The 19,583-nt window shown below is 59.5% G+C and carries 15 protein-coding genes; 6 read left to right on the top strand and 9 right to left on the bottom strand.

Features of this window, described 5'->3' with window-relative positions:
- The first annotated feature begins 24 nt into the window (after window positions 1-24).
- A complete protein-coding gene (truA, locus tag ACR0JB_RS18530; protein ID WP_170506549.1) occupies window positions 25-792 on the top strand; it encodes a tRNA pseudouridine(38-40) synthase TruA in 768 nt (255 codons plus the stop codon).
- Here the strand turns inward: truA and ACR0JB_RS18525 are convergent.
- The 3 genes from ACR0JB_RS18525 to ACR0JB_RS18515 form a co-directional block, all read right to left on the bottom strand.
- Window positions 789-1,724 (bottom strand): nickel/cobalt transporter, encoded by a 936-nt coding sequence (locus ACR0JB_RS18525; RefSeq protein ID WP_170399219.1) that lies wholly within the window; start codon window positions 1,722-1,724, stop codon window positions 789-791. The genes truA and ACR0JB_RS18525 overlap by 4 nt on opposite strands.
- A complete protein-coding gene (locus ACR0JB_RS18520) occupies window positions 1,709-2,356 on the bottom strand; it encodes a DUF1007 family protein (protein ID WP_170506552.1) in 648 nt (215 codons plus the stop codon). The genes ACR0JB_RS18525 and ACR0JB_RS18520 overlap by 16 nt, the downstream gene beginning before the upstream one ends.
- A gap of 73 nt (window positions 2,357-2,429) precedes the next feature.
- Window positions 2,430-3,236 carry a thioesterase family protein gene (locus ACR0JB_RS18515; RefSeq protein WP_170506554.1) on the bottom strand — a complete coding sequence of 269 codons (807 nt, stop codon included), beginning with the start codon at window positions 3,234-3,236 and terminating at the stop codon, window positions 2,430-2,432.
- 152 nt (window positions 3,237-3,388) lie between these two features.
- Here ACR0JB_RS18515 and ACR0JB_RS18510 point away from each other — a divergent pair, with 152 nt between their 5' ends.
- A complete protein-coding gene (locus tag ACR0JB_RS18510) occupies window positions 3,389-4,324 on the top strand; it encodes a 2-hydroxyacid dehydrogenase (protein WP_170506557.1) in 936 nt (311 codons plus the stop codon).
- Window positions 4,325-4,331: 7 nt separating this feature from the next.
- On the opposite strand, the gene ACR0JB_RS18505 is transcribed toward ACR0JB_RS18510, so the two are convergent.
- Window positions 4,332-4,688: a hypothetical protein gene (locus tag ACR0JB_RS18505; RefSeq protein WP_170399210.1), complete on the bottom strand. Its 357-nt coding sequence runs from the start codon at window positions 4,686-4,688 to the stop codon at window positions 4,332-4,334.
- A gap of 363 nt (window positions 4,689-5,051) precedes the next feature.
- Here ACR0JB_RS18505 and ACR0JB_RS18500 point away from each other — a divergent pair, with 363 nt between their 5' ends.
- The 4 genes from ACR0JB_RS18500 (at window position 5,052) to ACR0JB_RS18485 (ending at window position 12,595) form a co-directional block, all read left to right on the top strand.
- Window positions 5,052-5,375, top strand: a complete 324-nt coding sequence (locus tag ACR0JB_RS18500; protein ID WP_170351739.1) for a hypothetical protein — start codon at window positions 5,052-5,054, stop codon at window positions 5,373-5,375.
- A gap of 54 nt (window positions 5,376-5,429) precedes the next feature.
- Window positions 5,430-6,416 carry a type I glyceraldehyde-3-phosphate dehydrogenase gene (locus ACR0JB_RS18495; RefSeq protein ID WP_170399207.1) on the top strand — a complete coding sequence of 329 codons (987 nt, stop codon included), beginning with the start codon at window positions 5,430-5,432 and terminating at the stop codon, window positions 6,414-6,416.
- Between the two features lie 294 nt (window positions 6,417-6,710).
- The gene (locus tag ACR0JB_RS18490) at window positions 6,711-8,516 is read left to right on the top strand and encodes an autotransporter assembly complex protein TamA (protein WP_170399204.1); all 1,806 of its coding nucleotides are present in this window, start codon (window positions 6,711-6,713) and stop codon (window positions 8,514-8,516) included.
- Between the two features lie 32 nt (window positions 8,517-8,548).
- Window positions 8,549-12,595 carry a translocation/assembly module TamB domain-containing protein gene (locus tag ACR0JB_RS18485; RefSeq protein WP_480790175.1) on the top strand — a complete coding sequence of 1,349 codons (4,047 nt, stop codon included), beginning with the start codon at window positions 8,549-8,551 and terminating at the stop codon, window positions 12,593-12,595.
- Here the strand turns inward: ACR0JB_RS18485 and ACR0JB_RS18480 are convergent.
- The 5 genes from ACR0JB_RS18480 to ACR0JB_RS18460 all read right to left on the bottom strand — a co-directional run bounded on the left by ACR0JB_RS18480 (window position 12,592) and on the right by ACR0JB_RS18460 (window position 19,465).
- The gene (locus tag ACR0JB_RS18480) at window positions 12,592-13,104 is read right to left on the bottom strand and encodes a thioesterase family protein (protein ID WP_480790174.1); all 513 of its coding nucleotides are present in this window, start codon (window positions 13,102-13,104) and stop codon (window positions 12,592-12,594) included. The genes ACR0JB_RS18485 and ACR0JB_RS18480 overlap by 4 nt on opposite strands.
- The gene (locus ACR0JB_RS18475; protein WP_170379005.1) at window positions 13,097-13,885 is read right to left on the bottom strand and encodes a cyclase family protein; all 789 of its coding nucleotides are present in this window, start codon (window positions 13,883-13,885) and stop codon (window positions 13,097-13,099) included. The genes ACR0JB_RS18480 and ACR0JB_RS18475 overlap by 8 nt, the downstream gene beginning before the upstream one ends.
- 112 nt (window positions 13,886-13,997) lie before the next feature.
- Window positions 13,998-16,781, bottom strand: a complete 2,784-nt coding sequence (gene fdhF / locus ACR0JB_RS18470; protein WP_480790173.1) for a formate dehydrogenase subunit alpha — start codon at window positions 16,779-16,781, stop codon at window positions 13,998-14,000.
- Window positions 16,782-16,794: 13 nt separating this feature from the next.
- On the bottom strand, window positions 16,795-18,498 hold the full coding sequence (locus ACR0JB_RS18465; protein ID WP_480790172.1) for an NAD(P)H-dependent oxidoreductase subunit E: 1,704 nt from the start codon (window positions 18,496-18,498) through the stop codon (window positions 16,795-16,797).
- Window positions 18,499-18,583: 85 nt separating this feature from the next.
- Complete coding sequence (locus ACR0JB_RS18460) at window positions 18,584-19,465, bottom strand: LysR family transcriptional regulator (RefSeq protein WP_170399292.1); 882 nt, start codon at window positions 19,463-19,465, stop codon at window positions 18,584-18,586.
- Window positions 19,466-19,583: the final 118 nt, after the last annotated feature.

Raw genomic sequence — 19,583 nt, 5'->3', positions numbered from 1 at the left:
CGCGCGGCGCGTTACCAGCAGCCCATGCCTAGATACGCGCTGAAAGTCGAATACCAAGGGAAACCGTTTGCCGGATGGCAGCGGCAAAAGGAATTGCCGTCTGTGCAGGGAGCAATCGAACAGGCCTTGTCGCGAATTCAACCCGGTGATCACACCATTGCTGCAGCGGGCCGCACCGATGCGGGCGTTCATGCGCTGGGTCAAGTCGCCCATTGCGATCTGGTCAAGGATTGGGACCCTTTCCGCCTGTCTGAGGCGCTGAACTATCACCTCAAGCCGCAGCCGGTGGCCATCGTCAAAGCCGCACAGGTTGACGATGACTGGCACGCCCGGTTTTCCGCGTTAGAGAGGCAATACCTGTTCCGCATCCTGATGCGTCGTGCGCCCGCGCCCCATGACGCCGGGCAGGTCTGGCAGATCAATCACCAGCTGGATGTCGATGCCATGCAAGCCGGGGCGGATATGTTGATTGGGCGGCATGATTTCACCACCTTCCGCTCATCCATCTGTCAGGCCGCCAGCCCGGTCAAAACGCTCGATGAGCTGCGGGTTGAACAGGTTGAGGGCTTTTCCGGACCCGAGATACATTTCCACGTGCGCGCCCGGTCGTTCCTGCACAATCAGGTGCGCAGCTTCGTCGGGACGCTGGAGCGTGTCGGCGCGGGCGCGTGGACGCCCGAAGATGTGTGCCACGCGCTGCAGGCCGCTGATCGCGCCGCCTGTGGGCCAGTATGCCCGCCGCAGGGCTTGTACCTGGCGCGGGTCGGGTATCCCGAACCGGTCTTCGGTTAAATCGCGCGCAGCAGCAAACCGCTGGCAATCACTGCAATCGTCAGACCCGCCACCAATTCAATGGTCGGGGCCAGCACAGATGCAAACCTTGTGGCCGAGGCAGAGGCCAGCAATCCCCCGCGCAACCCGAACGACGTCCACCCGACCAGGGTCGTGACCATCGCCGTACCCAACGCCATGGCAAACGCCCCAGCGATGCCAACCATCGCGATCCCCATCTGCCATGTCAGGATCAGCACAAACAGCGCCCCAGTACAGGGTCGGGCCGCGATACCCGCAATCAGCAACAACGCCTCGCGCAGGCTGCCGACCTGTGCAACCTCTTCCACTGAGGGGCCGTGGCGATGGCCGCAATCTGAACAGACATCGTGGTCGTGATGATGGTCGTGACCATGGTGATGATCGTGGTCGTGATGCGCTTGCGCTGTGTTACTGCGGTGTCTGCGGGCAAAGCTGCGAATGGCGCGAAACACCAGCCACAGACCGATCGCGGCAATGGCACCATAGCTGATCGGGGCCATGACCTGTTCGGTTGTTCCCACAAGGCTTTCGCGTGACATCTGAAACACCAGAACGCCAGCGTAAACCAGCACGACCGCTGTCACCGCCTGCCCCAGACTGGACAGCACGCTGATTGCGGATAACCGCCAAAAGGCGACCCGACGACCCAGCCCGTACCCGCCGATCAGCACCTTACCATGACCTGGACCGATGGCATGAAAGAACCCATAGGCGAAACAAACCGTCAGCAGGGTGGCGACGGCCTCGGGCTGTTCCGCCCGTGCGGCGCGTAAGGATCGGGCGATCTGGTTCTGAAACTCGCGCTGCTCACCCGCCGCCCACGCGGCCAGACTGTCAAACCCACCGCTGCCCCAAAACCACAGAAGCAACGCAATGGCGATGGCAACCGGAACAATCAGGTATTTGGACATGAAACGAAAATCTCGGTCGCAAAGTTTTCCCCGACCAGCGGGATATCGTTTTCCTCAAGGTCGTAATCGGCGTCCAGTGTCAACAAAAAGGCCTGCATCTGCGCCAGCTGACCATCGATATCGGGGTCGATCCGATCCATCTGACAGGACGAAGGGCCACTCACCGTCACCGGGCGGGTCAGTTCATAGGCAATGTAGAACGTCTCATCAAAAGCCTTCGCCGTCAGCGAAGATGCAGACACCGCGTCGCCATCAATCGCGCGCAAATGGGTTGTCACGATACGACCATCTTCGGTGGTTGCTGTCGGTTCCAATGGGCCGGACAGCGACACGGGCACGCCATCTGCAAAGACAACCAGATCGCCATTGTACCCTTCGATCCACTGTGCGTCGAAACCGGCCAGGAATTTCTCTTCATTTTCAGTGAGAACTCCGTCGAAATCCTGATCCAATTTCATGTCTTCAAGTTGATACAGCGAGTAAAGCTCATCATAAGCCCAGGTCACCCGCACATGGGTCAGTTGGCCGGCGTCATCCACAATGAATTCCAGCCCGGTGTCGATAAAGACATGCGGGTGCGCCATGGCCGGGATCGGCAGGCAGCAAGTCAACAGGGTTACGATCCAACGCATGCGTGAAAGATAGGGCCTGCGTCCGCGCGCGGCAATGCGATTCAATCAGCGCCCGCAGAAAACGGCCAAAGGGTCATTTTGGCGGGAACAGAACCAGTGTTTGCAAGGCTGTACCGACAGGACCTTGCGTGTCATACAATACGGACTGGGACATTCCGATCCCCGACGGTTGCCAATGGCACAGCGATTCTGAGGCCAGCCAATCCGACCCCGGCTCGCGATGGATTTGCACGGTCAGATCGGTGTTCATGAACCCCATCTCGGTCGTCGGTGCATTCCACGAGATGCCGTTGCCACAATCGGCCAGCGGGCACAGTGCCTGAATCGGCGAAGGGTCCTCGCCCTCAAGCAAAGCCGGGGTGCGCATCCAGACCGTCTTGGGACCGGCGCCCTGATTGCCGTCTTTCGGGTACAGCACTTCTGTGTGGTTGGCGAAGCCCGGCAGACCGTGACGTATCTCACCGATCGGAAATGGCCCCGTCACCGCGTCTTCCAGCCGCGGTGGAGTAATCGTGACATTCGGGACCGGTCCCAGGTTACGGCGGGCCAAGTGCATCGTGGTCGCAGTGGCGCAGAGCGAGTCATCCAGATCGTGAACCGTTACCCGCGTGGTCGCCAGCGTCTTGGTGTGGCGCGTAGTCTCGGCAGCCACGCGCAGCCCTGCCAAGGGTTGTGGGCGCAGCAGATCGACCGTGAGGCGGGTCAGCATCTTTTCCGGTCCCACCTCGGTTTCCGCGGCACGCACGATCAGACCGCTGACAGGCCCGGCGTGGCAGTGATCGGCCGACCACGGCCCCCGGGCGGGGTCATTGCCGACAAAAGCGCCATCAGGGCGCAGATGAAAATAGGCCTGTTGGTTCAGGTCTTGTGTCCCGTTCATACGCTGCCTCAAAAGTTTTCTGTGCGTGTCTGGTCATCCGAGCCGATGACCGGGCTTTACCTTGGGCCAAAGAATGACTTAGCTGCGGCAACGATGTCCAGTTCAGTGACGGCACGTCATCACTGGCAAATTGAAGCAGAGGGGGGCGCGACATGGCGTTGCTGATCGAAACCGGGTTGTTCGACTGGATAAGCGACAACGACATCGCTCAAGACATTCGGCGGCTGCACCCGGACATGGATGTACGCACGCCTGAAACCCTTGGTGATCCGACCGACATCACGATGGTCGCCGTCGTCGCGCTGTGCAACGATCACCCCAAGCGGCTGCCCAACCTGAAACTGGTGCAAAAACTGGGCGCCGGAGTCGAAACCATCGTCAGCAATCCGCACCTGCCAGCGCATGTGCGTATCACACGGCTGAAACCCGATGCCCCCGCGCAGGGTATTGCCGAATGGTTCGTCGCTTATGTTCTGCGTCATCAGCGACACATGACTTTTCATGAAAAGGCGCAAAACCGCGCGGAATGGGCCCCCAGAGCACCGCTCTATTCACCTGACACCGTGGTCGGCGTTCTGGGGCTGGGCCATATCGGTGCCCGCAGCGCCAAAATGCTGCGTGCGGTCGGGTTTCAGGTGATGGGTTGGAGCCGCTCAGCCAAGCAGATCGATGGGGTTACCTGCCTGCATGGCGACGCGGCTCTGCCAGAACTGCTGGGTCAGTGCGACCATGTCTGCGCGATCCTGCCTTCGACCCCGCAGACAATCGGTTTGTTCGATGCAGGGATGCTGGCGGCAATGAAGCCAGGTAGCCAGTTACTGAACGCGGGTCGCGGGGATCTGATTGAAGAAACCGCCCTGATCGTCGCGCTGGACCATGGTACACCCGGTCATGCGGTGCTGGACGTGACTTCGACCGAACCACTTCCGTCAGACAGCCCGCTCTGGGCGCATCCCAGTGTCACCATCACGCCGCACGTGTCGGGCTGGCATCTGGGCGAAGCGCTGGCTGATGTGGGCGAGAATTTCCGCCGCCTGAGCGCCGGAGGCCCTTTGCTGCACGAAGTCGACAGGGTCCGCGGTTACTAGACCCAGATCAGGGTGTCAGGATCCAGTTTCCGCCTGCGTCGCGACACCGGCGGGTTCTGACCTCGCGGGTCTGATCCGATCCTTCGGGTCGAATGAAATGCTGCAGGTGTACGCAGTTGTCACGTACGTCGCGGACGCGAATCGTGCCTTTCGAACCGGTGGCATCGTTCACCCAGGAACTTTCCTCTCCCACCCGGGGCGTCGCGCCTGACAGCATCGCGTCAGCGGCTGTGTTCACGACCTCGAAATCTGCAGGTGTCAGCCCCATTTCTGCGATGATTCGGGAAAGCGGCTTGGCCTGCACGGTCGGGATTGCCGCCAGAACAACAACAGCCACCAATGTAGAAGAAATCCAGGCTTTCATGATCGCCTCACCTTGCTGAAATAGATTTGCATTCAAGACTATACCGGCAGCGAACGGGGGCCAAGCCCTGTTGGGCAAACGCTAATACTATCCAGAACAATTCTTTTTACAGTCTAAGGCCGCTACTGGCATGGCATTCCATTCGTGGCGTTCGCCCGGCACAACTGAGTTACCCCGCACGAATGCCCCCTATGGTGCGTGGGCGGACCGAAACAACCACGATCAACTGTGCAAAGACGCGAACCAGCAACCACCCCGTCACTGGCTAACCACTTACGCCGATTCAGTTTTTCCCGCGCAGGGGTTCACAGAAGCGCTTGAATCTGGTGAAATAGCACCGTTTTTAGCACTGGAGATTGTTCAATGGTACTGCGCGGATCCCTGCTGGCACTGGCAGCTGTAATTGGCCTGACGGCCTTAGAGGCGACCCCTGTAGTCGCCAAAGAGGAAACCAAATCGGTCTTCGTCATGAGCCGCACATGGGCCGTTACGCAGGTTTCGGATGCTCCGGTCGTGTACCGCGCCACGCGTGACAACAACAATCTGAACCCGTTCGGTCCGCCACCGCGCCTGCGCACCATTCAAGCTATGGCCGCCATTCAGGCAGCCACCGGATGCAAGCCTATTCGGGCCAGCATGTATCAAAACATCTCAGGCCAGTTCTTTTCGCAGGTCAGCTGCAATTGATCTTGCCGCGAAACGGGCATTGAGGTCAGCGCGGCCCACTGCCATAGCTTGCGCATGAAACTTGCAATCAATGGATTCGGCCGTATTGGCCGCACGATCCTGCGGCAGCTGCTGGCTTTGCCGTGGGGCAAGGATATTGAGCTGGTGCTGATCAACGATATCGCACCGCTGGAAACCTGTGCCTACCTGTTCAAATACGACAGCACGTTCGGCCCCTACTCTGGGCCTGTCGATACCGGCGACGGAACCCTTGTCATCGACGGCCACACAATCCCGGTGACCCACAGCCCCGACCTGTCCCGCGTCGACCTGAGCGGCGTGGATGTCCTGATGGATTGCACCGGCGTCGCCCGTACCTCGGATGTTGCCAGCCAGGGGCTGACCGCCGGGGCGGGCAAAGTGCTGATCTCGGGCCCCTCGCCCGCAACCGAAGTCACGATCGTTCTGGGCGCCAACGAAGCGCAGTTGGGCAACGCCCGGATCGTTTCGAACGCGTCCTGCACCACCAATGGGCTGGCCCCACTGATCAAGGTGCTGGATGGAATCGGCGGCATCGCCTCGGCCCATATGACGACCATCCATTGTTATACCAACAGCCAACCCATGATTGACGCCCCGCGCGGCGATCTGGCCCGGTCACGCGCCGGGGCGCTTTCCATGGTGCCCACCACCACCAGCGCCACGCACTTGATTGATGAGGTCATGCCGCATCTCGCGGGTCGCATCTCGGGCGCGGCGGTGCGTGTCCCCACAGCCAGCGTGTCTGCGGTGGATTTGGTCGCAACACTTGAGCGCGGTATGTCCGCCACTGACTTTGAAGCCGAGCTGCGCAAGGCGGTCGCGCAGTCTCCCATTCTGGGATGGACCGATCACCCGCTGGTGTCGTCAGATTTGCGTACACGACCGGAATCTTTGGTCATTGCAGGCCCCGAGACGCGGATGGTCGGCGACCGGCAGGTTCGCATTTTCGGCTGGTATGACAATGAATGGGGCTTTTCCGCACGTATGCTCGACGTCGCCCGCCTGATGGCACAGCCTTGAATTCGCGGAACCGCAGCGCGCGGGCTTGCCCGGGCGCTGCCCGGCCCAACGGATCACAAGCATCTTTGATGCGATGGGATCGGGCGGGAGGAGCCCGTCAATGCGCTCATGGGTTGGCGCCACATTACCGCCCCGCAAACGGGGCTGACGGGGCACACAAACCGGTAATTTGGCATCTCATTCGATAAGTTCTTTCCCTGTGTGGAAACTGATGCTCTAACATGAACGGTATCAGCCGTTGTTTTTCATAAGACGGTGAAATTGATTTCGACTTGGGGCAGTTGGAGCCATTCGATGCGGGGAAGCAGGCCACAGGCCTTTGTGAAATATTGTCTGCTTGGCGTTATTGCCGCCGCTCTGCCCTCATCTCTGGCCGCGCTGGAAACATCCCTGTCCGCGCCCGGTGCGCCACAGGACGTGGTTGAACGTATCGAAGAAACCTCCTCGGTCCTGACGGCAGATGAACGTGGCTTGGATACCCCGCTCGAGGTTCTGTCTGCTGCCCTGTCGGATTACCGCACGCTCGTACAGATACTGTATGACGAGGGCTATTTCAGCCCTGTCGTCAGCATCAAGCTGGATGGCCGAGAAGCGGCTGACATCAGCTCGCTAACCGTACCCAACACGATCAACCGAGCGGTTATCACGGTAAATACCGGACCGACCTTCACTTTTGGAACGGCTATCGTCGCCCCTGTTACGCCGGAGACAATCCTGCCAGAGGAGTTCGCTCCCGGAAAACTGGCCACGACCGGTGCCATCCAACAGGCGGCCTCGGCCGGGGTACAGGGCTGGCGGGACGCCGGTCACGCCAAAGCCCAACTTGAAGACCAAACCGTTATCGCTCGCCATGCGCAGAGAAAGCTGGATGCTGAAATCGACCTTGAACCCGGTCCGCGCCTGACCTTTGGCAAGATGTTCATCAAAGGCGATACAGATGTACGCCACCACTCGATCAACAAGATCGCCGGCTTTCCCTCGGGCGAGGTTTATTCGCCAGCGGATATACAGAAAGTCGGCACCCGTTTGCGTCGGACAGGCACGTTCAGCATCGTTTCGATCGAAGAACATGAGACGCCCAATCCCGATGGCACGTTGGATTTCGATGCAACTTTTGAGGACATGCCCAAACGCCGCCTGACCTTCGGGGTAGAGCTGGCCTCGAATGCTGGGCTGGATGTCACCGCGACCTGGACCCATCGCAACGTCTTCCGCCGCGCGGAACGGCTGCGGTTCGAAGCTGCTCTGCGCAATATCGGCGGAACCGAGGATTTGGACGGCCGCATTGGTTTGCGCCTTGATCAACCCGACCGGCTGGGCCCGGACGACAACACCTTTTGGAGCGCCCTGCTGGAGCGCCGCAACACTGACAACTACAACGTCTCAATTGCGTCGCTGGCTTACGGTGCAAGGCGCACCTTCTCTGATCGGCTTTATGCCGAAGCTTCAGCCGGGTTTCAGTGGTCGGATGCGGATGACGCCTATGGCAGCGGCCGTAAGTTTCGCTATTTTATCATCCCGACCCGGTCGGAATGGGACAAGCGTGACAGTAAAGTCAGCGCGACCCGCGGGTTCTATCTGGATGCGCAAATCATGCCCTTTGTAGGTTTTTCCGGCACAGACACGGGCATCAGGCTGTTCGCCGACACACGCGCCTATACCAGCCTGGGCACGGGCGGGCGGCTCGTTTTGGCTGGTCGGGCTCAGATAGGATCGATAATCGGTCCTTCCCCAAGCAATGTGACGCCGGATTTCCTGTTCTTCTCGGGTGGTGCCGGCACAGTGCGTGGGCAGCCGTTCGAAAGCCTCGGCATTCCAGTCAACGGTGGTGAAGCAGGCGGCAAGTCCTTCCTCGGTCTGTCGGGAGAAGTCCGTGGCAAGATCACCGACACGATATCGCTTGTCGGGTTCTATGATTTCGGTACTGTGGACACTTCTTCTTTCATCGGCAGCGGTGCAGAATACCATTCCGGTGCCGGGCTTGGGGTGCGGTATGATCTTGGGGGGTTCGGCCCTCTACGCGTTGACTTAGCCCTGCCGGTTCAGGGCGACACTGGCGATGGTCTGCAATTCTATATCGGGATCGGACAAGCGTTTTGATACGGCAGTTTTCATATCCGGTTGTGACAACTGTGCTGATCCTGACAGCGCCGCCCGTACTCGCGCAAGAGGATGACGGCGGCGGCAGCATGCTGGAACGTTTTCTGCAGGACACCCTGTCGGGGGATGATCAGAACGTCACCGTTAAAGGCTTGCAAGGCGCGTTGAGCGCCCGCGCGACGATTGAAGAGATCACCGTATCGGACGACGAAGGTGTCTGGCTGACCATCAAAGACGCTCAGCTGGACTGGAACCGGCTGGCCCTGATCCGAGGTCGATTTTCCGTCAATGCCCTGACCGCGCAGGAAATCGACATCGCCCGCACGCCGGGCACAACCACCAAGGACACGCCTGCGCCGACAGCCGAGACCAAACCGTTCGAACTGCCGGAACTGCCCGTTTCCATCGAGATCGGTGAAATCAGGATTGATGAGTTGTCACTGGGTGAACCACTGATTGGGGTTGCCGCCGATTTGTCGGTGACTGGGAACTTGTCGCTGGCGGATGGTACATTGGACACCAATCTGGATGTCACGCGCCTGGACCGCGGAGGGGATGAGGTGACACTGACCGCCGGGTTCCAGAACACCTCGCGTGAGATCAATCTGGACCTGCAGGTGAAAGAGGCCGCAGGCGGTGTGATATCAACGGCGCTGAATATTCCCGACAGCCCACCGATCGGCCTGTCGGTCACAGGCTCGGGCCCAGTGACCGATTTCACTGCTGATATCGCCCTGAGCAGCGACAATCAGCAACAGGTCACAGGGCAGATACAGCTGCGCGCCGCTGAAACCGGTGCGGCAGACGGGATCGCCTTTACCGCCGATCTGGGTGGCGACCTGACCCCCTTTATGGCCGAGGATCTGGACCCGTTCTTTGGCCCGAAAACACGCCTGTTCGTGGACGGCCAAACCAAACCGCAAGGCGCGCTGGACATCCCCGATCTGGAATTGACCACCCAAGCCCTGGACCTAAAGGGTGAGTTGCAATTGGCCGAAGGCGGCACGTTGCAATTGGCGGCCTTGCAAGGTCGGATCACCCCGCCCGACGGAACAACGGTCGTATTGCCGGTCAAAGGCGGCGAAACCTCGATTGAAGCGGCGCAGATTTCCGCTTTGTTCGATCAGAAAAACGGCAATTTGTGGGACCTGAGCCTGACGGCGAATGCGTTTAAATCTCCGCAAGCGAAACTGGACACGGCCCGCATCACCGCGCAGGGCACGTTGGAACAGGGCACTTCATTCAGTGTAACGGGAGACCTTCAGGCCATCTTGGACGGGATCGATCTGAATGATAAGGCCCTGAACACGGCCTTAGGTGAGAACATCACGCTGGATGGACAGTTCGATTACGGCAGCGATCAGTCGCTGAACCTGTCGGGGTTCGAACTGGTGGGAACCGACTATACCCTTGGGCTGGATGCGTTGATCGACGGATTGAATAGTGGCCTGACGGTTGACGGTTCGGCCACGCTTGAGGCATCGGACCTGTCGCGTTTTTCGGACCTGGCGCAGCTTGATCTGGGCGGTAGTGCCTCGGCCCGCGTTGACGGCACAGGCTCACCATTAGAGCGTAGCTTTGACGGCAAACTGGTGCTTGAGGGCAGCAATCTGGTCACCGGGCGCGACGATATCGATCCCGTCATCAAAGGCGAAACCACCATCACATTGGATGCCAGCCGAGGCAGCGACGGCATCACCATTCGCGAGTTTGACCTGAACAGCGAAGCTGCGCAGGCAAAGGCCAGCGGCGAGGTCACGACACCTGACGGCAACCTGACCATTGACGGCAAGGCCCGCGTGAATGCGTCTGACCTGTCGGTCTTTTCCGGTCTGGCCAAGCGTGAACTGGGTGGCGCCCTGCGGGTGGAAATGGACGGCAAAGGCACCGTGCAGACTTTGGAATTCGACGGCACGGCCAGCGTGATCGGACAGGATATACAAACCGGCATGTCCGACATCGATCCGCTGCTGACCGGCAAGACCACGATAACCTGGGACGGGGCACGCACGACCGATCGGATTGAAATCCGCGAAGCGACGGTCAACGGTACCGCCTTAACTGCAAAAGTCGCCGCAACGGTGGATGACCCTACCGGAGAGCTTTCGGTTGACGGCAACGCTCGTGTGAACGCCCCGGATCTGTCGCTGTTCTCGGAGTTGGCCAAGCGGGATCTGGGCGGCTCGGTCACCGCGAATGTGCAGGGCAACGGAAATCTCGCCAATCGTGTCTTTGACGTTCAGGGCAATGTGGACGCTGACGACCTTCAGACCGGGATTGATTTGGTCGATAAATTGATCCAGGGCCGCACGACCCTGAACATTGATGCCGACAAAGACGACGACGGTATGGAAGTCCGTACATTTAGCCTGAGGGGCACTGCCCTATCGGCTACAGCATCGGGCAAACTGGACCGAGAGGCGGGTGGCCTGACCTTCTCGGCCCAGCTTGACGACCTGTCCCGTGTCATGACGTCGATGTCCGGCCCGCTGACGTTGGACGGGAATGTTGCCCCAACGGGATCGGGACTGGAAGGGGACATGCGCCTGAGCGGCCCGGACAGTTCCTATGCAGCCCTGACCGGAACAGTAGACACCGATGGTTCGGCCGATTTGGATTTCGACGCCAAGTTGAACAGGATCGAACGGTTCGCGCCCGAATTCCCTGGCACCGTTGCGGCAACCGGCACAGCCAAGCGCGACAACGGCGTCTGGACCATTGACGGGTCAGCCAATGGTCCGGCCGAGATCAACAGCACTATCGCTGGAACTTTCGATGAAAACAGCGGCGAGGCCGATCTGCGGGCGCAGGGTGGCATCAATCTGGGCGTCGCCAACATCTTTATCTCACCCAACAAGATCGAAGGATCGGCCCGGCACAATCTGCGCCTCAAGGGAAAGCCCGAGCTAAGTTCGCTCAGCGGTTCTATCACCACTTCAGGCACGTCAATTGCGATCCCTGAGATCGGACAGACAATAACCGGCATCAGCGGCTCGGTCGAATTGGCGCAGAGTCGCGCCAATATCTCGTTGAATGGTGGCATGCGCGCGGGCGGCACTTTTACCATCTCGGGTCCATTGGACCTGACACCGCCGCTGAACGCGAACATTGTTACGCGGCTCAATCAGTTGGTGCTAACAGACAAGCTTCTGTATGAGACCACGCTGAACGGTGAGATCGCCATGACCGGAGCGCTGGCGGGCAACAGCGCCATTTCCGGTCAGATCACGTTCGAGGAAACCAATATCAACCTCGCTGCCGCAGCTGGTGCCGTGGGCGCTGCACCGATCCCCGAGATCAGGCATGTCAATGAAAGCGCGGCTGGTTACCTCACACGGGAACGCGCGGGCCTTGTTGTCGAGGAAGGCGCGGAAAAAAGCGATTCACGTATCGCGCTGGATGTCAGCCTACTAGCACCGAAAGCCGTTTTCGTGCGCGGCCGGGGTGTGAACGCCGAACTGGGGGGTCGGCTGAATATCGGCGGCACGACTACTGCAGTTATCCCATCCGGCCAAATCGAACTGATCCGGGGAAATTTCGACATTCTGGGCCGCAGGCTGGCCCTGACAAAAGGCATCGTGACACTGCAAGGCGACCTGACGCCCTATATCGAGTTCGCCTCATCCACCAGCACGTCCGATGGCACCGCCACAATCGAAATCGCGGGCCCGCTGGATGCACCCGAGGTGGACGTTTATTCCGACCCTGAACGCCCCGCCGAAGAGGCGCTGGCCATGCTCTTGTTCGGTAACCGCTTCTCTCAAATTTCACCCTTTGTCATCGCCCAGATGGCGGCGTCTCTGGCGCAGCTCAGCGGTGCCGGGGGAGATGCAACCAAAGGGCTTCGCGATTCGACCGGCGTTGACACGGTGGATATTGGCGCGTCCGAAGGCGGTGCGGGCCGACTGGGGGCCGGCGCGTATCTGAGCGACAATCTCTATACCGATTTCACCGTCAATACCGAAGGTGACACCGAGGTGAACCTGAACCTTGACGTGTCGGACAATTTTACTGTCCGCGGTTCAGTCGACGGGCGCGGAGAAACCGGGGTTGGCGTGTTTTTCGAACGGGATTATTAATCGCTGCGGCGGATGCCAATGGTGTGCCCAACCTGCGGCGCGGGGTCCAATGGTGCATGATCTTGAACCATCCGGGCCAACCGCGCGACCGCCCAGTCCGGATAAGGGGTGGAACGCCCGGTCGTATGACTGACGTTCATGAACAGCGCCTCTTGCGTCGCACAGAGTTCGCCATCATCGGACAGCATCTGTGCAAAGTAATGCCCCCGTTTCTGATCGGAATCCAACATCCGAAAGCGAAACCAGAACGGTTCGTCCTGCCTAATCTCGCATAGAAAATTCATATGCGACTGCAGGATGTAAGGCCCCTGTCCCAATGCGTCGACCTGCGCCTCGCCCAGACCCAGATGATCATCCATCAAGTGATCCAACGCGCGATCGAAGGCCACGCCATAGAACCCCACATTCATGTGGCCGTTATAGTCGATCCACTCAGGCAAAACTATAAACCCTCGTATTTCAATCGGGGCGTCATAGGGCCCATCGTGACCACTGAGGGGGTTAGTCATCTGGATCTTCCTCGAATATTGCGACGGCGCGCACAAAACCCGCCGAGGCGCCCTTGATCTTGAACGGAAAACACGAAATTTCGAAACCTGTTGGTGGTAGGTCTTCCAGATTGGTCAATTTCTCAATGTGGCAATAACCGATGTCCATCGACGCCCGGTGGCCCTCCCAGATAATCGACGGGTCGCGCGTTTCGGCATATTCCTGGGCCGTCAGCGCAAAGGGTGCGTCCCAGCTCCAGGCGTCTGTGCCAGTGACCCTTACGCCGCGTTGGGTCAGATACAACGTCGCTTCACGCCCCATACCGCAGCCTTTCATCAGGTAATCGGGTTTTCCGTATTGCGTACCGGCTGAGGTGTTTACGACCACGATATCCAACGGCTGCAAGGTATGCCCGATCCGCTTCAACTCGGCCTCAACATCGGCGGCAGACACCACATAGCCGTCGTCGAAATGGCGAAAATCCAGTTTTACGCCGGGGTTCATGCACCATTCCAGCGGCACCTCATCGATGGTGATCGCCCTTTCGCCATTATTCATGGTCGAGTGGTGGTGATACGGCGCGTCCAGATGGGTGCCGTTATGCGTGGCAATTTGCAGCCGCTCGATGGCCCAGCCTTCGCCGCCCGGTAGGTCCTGTTTTTGCAAGCCGGGAAAGAAGGACATGACCTGTTCTGCGGTCTGATCATGGGTCATGTATTCGATTTCGGGCAGCATGATTGGCGGGTCCGAAACGATCCCGGTTTCCAACGGAACGGACAGATCGACAAAACGGCGGGTCATGTAAAACTCCTGCACCAGTGACGGCGACAGGGTTGGCTGCAAGTAACTTACTGTCAAGGAAAGAAAAAAGGCGGCCCAATCGGCCACCTTTCATGCTGCGTACGCAACAAGGTTATTCTGCCGCGACCGCGTCTTCGATTTTTTCAACCCGGATAGCCGAGAACTTGAACTCGGGGATTTTGCCAAACGGATCGATGGCCGAGTTGGTCAGGATGTTCGCCGCCGCCTCGACATAGGCGAAGGGAATGAACACCATGTCCTCGGCAATGGCCCGGTCCGCGCGTGCCATGATCTCGATCGAACCACGCCGTGTGGTCAGACGGATCATTTCGCCCGGTTCGATCCCCATCAGCTTGAGCGTTCGGGGGTTCAATGAACAGTTCGCTTCCGGTTCTACCGCATCCAGAACCTTAGCACGGCGGGTCATGGACCCGGTGTGCCAATGTTCCAACTGACGGCCGGTCGTGGCGATCATCGGGTATTCGTCATCTGGCGCTTCGTCCGGTGGGATGACGCTGGCAGGGGTAAACCGCGCACGGCCATCGGCACGCGGGAAACCATCGCCAAACACAATCGCCTGACCCGGATCGGTTTCGCTGAGCGACGGGTAGGTGATCGTTTCTGTTTCCAGACGCTCCCACGTAATGTTATCCAGCGACGCCATGGTCAGCTTCATCTCGGCAAAGACCTGAGACACATCCGTGTAATCCCAGTTCAGACCGATGCGCTGCGCCAGTTCCACCGTGATCTTCCAATCCTCGCGCGCCTCACCCGGAGGCGTCACAGCGGGGCGCACCCGCTGCACCTGACGGTTAGTGTTCGACACGGTGCCGTTTTTCTCATACAGCGCCGAGGCGGGCAGGATGATGTCAGCATAGTTCGCCGTTTCGGTCAGGAAGATATCCTGTACGATCATCAGATCCAGCTTGGCCAATGCCTCGCGCGCGTGACCCACATCCGGGTCGGACATGGCCGGGTTTTCACCCTGAATGTACATCCCCTTGATGTTGCCCGCATACGCCTGATCGATGATCTCGGTAACCGTCAGGCCCTTCTCGTTCGAGAAATCCTCAGAATCCCATACGTTGTTGAACTTGGCGCGGATATTATCATCAGTAACCGATTGATAATCCGGCAAGAACATCGGGATCAGACCCGCATCAGAGGCGCCTTGCACATTGTTCTGACCGCGCAGCGGGTGCAGGCCCGCGCCCGGCTTGCCAACATTTCCGGTCATCAGAGCCAATGAGATCAGGCAGCGCGAGTTATCCGTGCCGTGGATGTGTTGGCTGACACCCATGCCCCAGAAGATCAGACCGGCTTTGGCCTGCGCAAAGGTGCGGGCGACGCGGCGCAGCTGGTCCGGTTCAATACCGCAGATCGGCGACATCGCTTCGGGTGTGAACTGGCGCAGATGTTCTTTCTCGGCCTCCCAGTTCTCGGTCCAGCGGTGGATGTATTGGCTGTCATACAGCTCTTCCTCGACGATCACATTCATGATCGCATTCAGCATCGAGACATCGGCACCCGGGCGGAATTGCAGCATCTCATCCGCGAACTTGCGCATTCCGACGCCGCGCGGATCCATCACGATCAGCTTGCCACCGCGCTTGGTGAACTGCTTGAAATAGGTCGCTGCAACGGGGTGGTTTTCGATCGGGTTGGCCCCGATGATGATCGCCACATCCGCGTTTTCGATCTCGTTGAAGGTCGCGGTCACCGCGCCCGAACCCACGTTTTCGATCAGCGCCGCAACCGACGACGCGTGGCACAGACGGGTGCAGTGGTCGACGTTGTTGTGGCGGAAGCCCTGACGGATGAACTTCTGGAACAGATAGGCCTCTTCGTTGGTGCATTTGGCCGAGCCAAAGCCCGCAACGCTGCGCGGGTCCTCGTCGCGCATCGCCTTCAGCTTGGTGGCCGCCAGATCCATCGCCTCTTCCCAGGTCGCTTCGCGGAAATGGGTCGATAGGTTGCCGGGATCGACATTCAGGCCCTTGGCAGGCGCATCCTCGCGCCGGATCAGCGGTTTGGTCAGGCGGTGCGGGTGGTGGATATAGTCGAAGCCAAAGCGGCCTTTGACGCACAGACGGCCTTCGTTTGCGGGGCCGTTGATGCCTTCGACATACTTGACCTTGCCATCCTTGACCTTCAGCGAGACTTTGCAGCCAACACCACAGAACGGGCAGACGCTTTCGGTTTCAGAGTCGTAATCCTTGCTGTCCCCCTGTTGCTGATCGTCCAGCACGGTGGCCGGCATCAAGGCACCCGTCGGGCAGGCCTGAACACATTCGCCACAAGCTACGCAGGTCGAAGTCCCCATCGGGTCGTTCTGATCGAACACCACCTGCGAGGTATGTCCGCGACCGGCCATTCCGATCACGTCGTTGACCTGCACGTCACGGCAGGCGCGGACACAGAGGTTACAGTTGATGCAGCCGTCCAGATTGACGCGCATCGCAACGTGGCTGTCATCCAGCAGCGGGATCTTTTCGGCCTCTTTGGCCGGGAAGCGGCTGTCGCTGACATCGTTCAGCTTGGCCATGTCCCAGAAGTGGCTGGACACATCATGCGGCTGTTCGGGCTGGTCAGCGACCAGCAGTTCCATGACCATCGCACGCGATTTTTCGGCGCGGTCGGTGTCTGTCTTGACAACCATCCCCTCAGCCGCCGGACGGATACACGAGGCGACCAGAGTGCGCTCGCCTTCCACCTCGACCATACAGGCGCGGCAGTTACCGTCGGGTTTATAACCCGGTGCCGGTTTGTGGCACAGATGCGGAATTACCAGTCCACGACCGTTGGCCGCGTCCCAGATCGTGGTGCCTTCGGGCACGGTGACGTCGTCGCCGTTCAGGTTGAAGGTGACGGTCTTGGTTGGGCTTGCATCAAGCATGGCTCTGTCTCCCTCAGATTTCGTCAGCGAAGTGTTTCATGACCAGGCGGATAGGGTTCGGGGCCGCCTGCCCCAGACCGCAGATGGACGCGTCGCCCATAACCTGGCACAGGTCTTCCAGCAGGTCTTGATCCCACTTGTCGGCCTGCATCAGCTTGACCGCCTTTTCGCAGCCCGCGCGACAAGGCGTACATTGGCCACAGCTTTCATCCTCGAAGAAGCGCAGCATGTTCAGCGCCGCGTCGCGGGCGGTGTCCTGGTCGGACAGAACCACCACGGCCGCCGAGCCGATGAAGGTGCCGTGAGGCTGCAACGTGTCAAAATCTAGCGGGATATCGTCCATCGACGCTGGCAACAGGCCCGAAGACGGTCCACCCGGCTGATAAGCCTTGAAGGTCTGGCCCTCGGCCATGCCGCCGGCAGCCTCGATCACATCCAGAATGGTCGAGCCTGCGGGCAGCAAGTAAACGCCAGGCTTCGCTACGCGGCCCGAAACCGAATAGCTGCGTAGACCCGTGCGACCGTTCTTTTCAGTGCTGTTGAGGCATTCCGGCCCTTCACGGCACACTTTGGTGACCCAATACAGCGTCTCAACATTGTGCACCAAGGTCGGGCGGTTAAAGACCCCAACCTGCGCCACGAACGGAGGACGGTGACGCGGCAGGCCCTTTTTGCCTTCGATCGACTCGATCATCGCGGATTCTTCACCGCAGATATAGGCGCCAGCCCCCCGGCGCAGGTCGATATAGCCTGGCTCAACGATCCCGGCCTCTTCCAGCGCTACAATCTCACGGCGCAGGATTTCCAGCACTGCCGGATATTCGTCGCGCATGTAGACAAAGCAGGTCTGGGCCTCGACCGCCCAAGCGGCGATCAGCATGCCTTCGAGGAAGACATGCGGCGTACGTTCCAAATAGTAGCGGTCTTTAAACGTGCCGGGTTCGCCTTCGTCACCGTTCACGGCCAGATAGCGCGGGCCTTCGTTCATGCGAACAAAGCCCCATTTCTTGCCAGACGGGAAACCAGCGCCGCCCAGACCACGCAGGCCCGAGGACAGGACGTCTTCCTGCACCTTCTCCCAATCACCATTGTCGCGCAGCTCTTTCAGTATGGCATAGCCGCCGTTTTCGGCATAGGCAGCGAAGGTTTCATAGTCGGGCAAATGGGCGTGGGTATCACCGGCAGCAATCGCGGCCTGCACCTTTTCCGGCGTCGCATGGTCGATATGGTTGTGACCGATCTCAAGCACGGGGGCCGTATCGCAGCGCCCCATGCAGGGGGCACGGACAACGCGAACCTCGGACGCGTCCAGACCATCCTCAAGCGCCTTCTGCAATTGCTGAGCCCCGGCCATTTCGCAGGACAAAGAATCACAGACACGAATGGTCAGCGCGGGCGGAGGGGCCTCGTCTTCTTTCACCACATCGAAATGGGCATAGAAGGTTGCCGTTTCATAGATCTCTGCCTGCCCCAACCGCATTTCGACCGCCAAAGCGGCAATGTGGTCGGCGCTGATATGGCCGTGTGCGTCCTGAATCAAATGCAGGAATTCAATCAGCAGATCGCGACGGCGTGGGCGGTCGCCCAGCAGACGTGCAATTTCCGCCTGTGCCTCATCCGTGAATTGACGGCCTTTGGGCGTGTGCCGCCCCTTGCCTTTACCTGACTTCCAGACGCCCTTGGGTGCGCCTGATGGCTTGGTGTCTAATGGTGCCATGATGCCCTCCGATTGAGGCTCCGTGTCTCATCAGATTAGCATATCGTCAAATCGCATATTTCAATCGCACGATAACGACAGTTTATCACCGCAAAGACGTCACCACGGCACGCAGCGCTTCGACTGTTGGCAATTCGGGATCCCGTGTAAGGGTCGCAAGACAAATCGGCTTGCTGACAACGGGATCGACCAGTGGCAGCACCTTTGTTCCCTTAAGATCACCCAGCGCTCGCACCAGCACCCGAGGGACCACGGTGGCCGCCAACCCCTCGCGCGCCATGACCATCGAAGCGGTAAATCCGCTGGTTTCGGCGACGACATCCGGGTGCAGGCCCTGTTCAGCGAAAATCCGGTCGAGGATACGCCGGTTCTGCATCTGTGGCTCTAGCAGGCTGAGTGGGAATTCGGCCACACGTGCCCATGGTATGGGGCCGGTTTCATCCGTCATATGCGACGGCACCAGCAAGACATAGGTCTCTTCGTACAAGGGCTGCACCTGCCGCAGATCGGTTCCGATGCTATCCCCATAGGTGATGCCCGCGTCCAGACTGCCCTCGTCCAGACGGTGCTGGATCGCTGTGGCAGACATTGTCTCGATGCGCGTAATGATGCGGGGATGCGCATCCCGCAACCGTTTGGTCAGCCGCCCGGTAAAGGCAATCGCGGTCGGGATCACACCCAGTATCAGGGTGCCGGTGATCTCACCCTTGGCGGCCAGCACCTGCTGTTCCAGCGCCTTGGTGTCATCAAGGATACGCCGTGCCCGCTGGACGATCATCTCGCCCTCTTCGGTCAGGCCCTGAAACCGGTTGGCGCGGCGGACGATCGACACGCCCAAGCGATCTTCGAGGTTGCGGATACGCATTGAAAAGGCGGGTTGCGATATCCCGCATTCCTCGGCCGCTTTGGCAAAATGACGGTGCCGCGCCAAAGCGCTAAGCAGTTGCAGGTCACGGATTTCGATCATGCCGTTCTTCTTCTTAAGATCAGAAGCGCAGAGTAGCGTGTTTGCGGCCCGGTGAAAGCACAAGTTGCGATCCAGCGACCCGCAGACGGCACTTTCCGCGATGGCCCGGCGCGCGCTA

It is taken from the genome of Ruegeria sp. BI7 (assembly GCF_056537925.1).
This window is presented reverse-complemented; position numbering and strand designations above follow the sequence as displayed.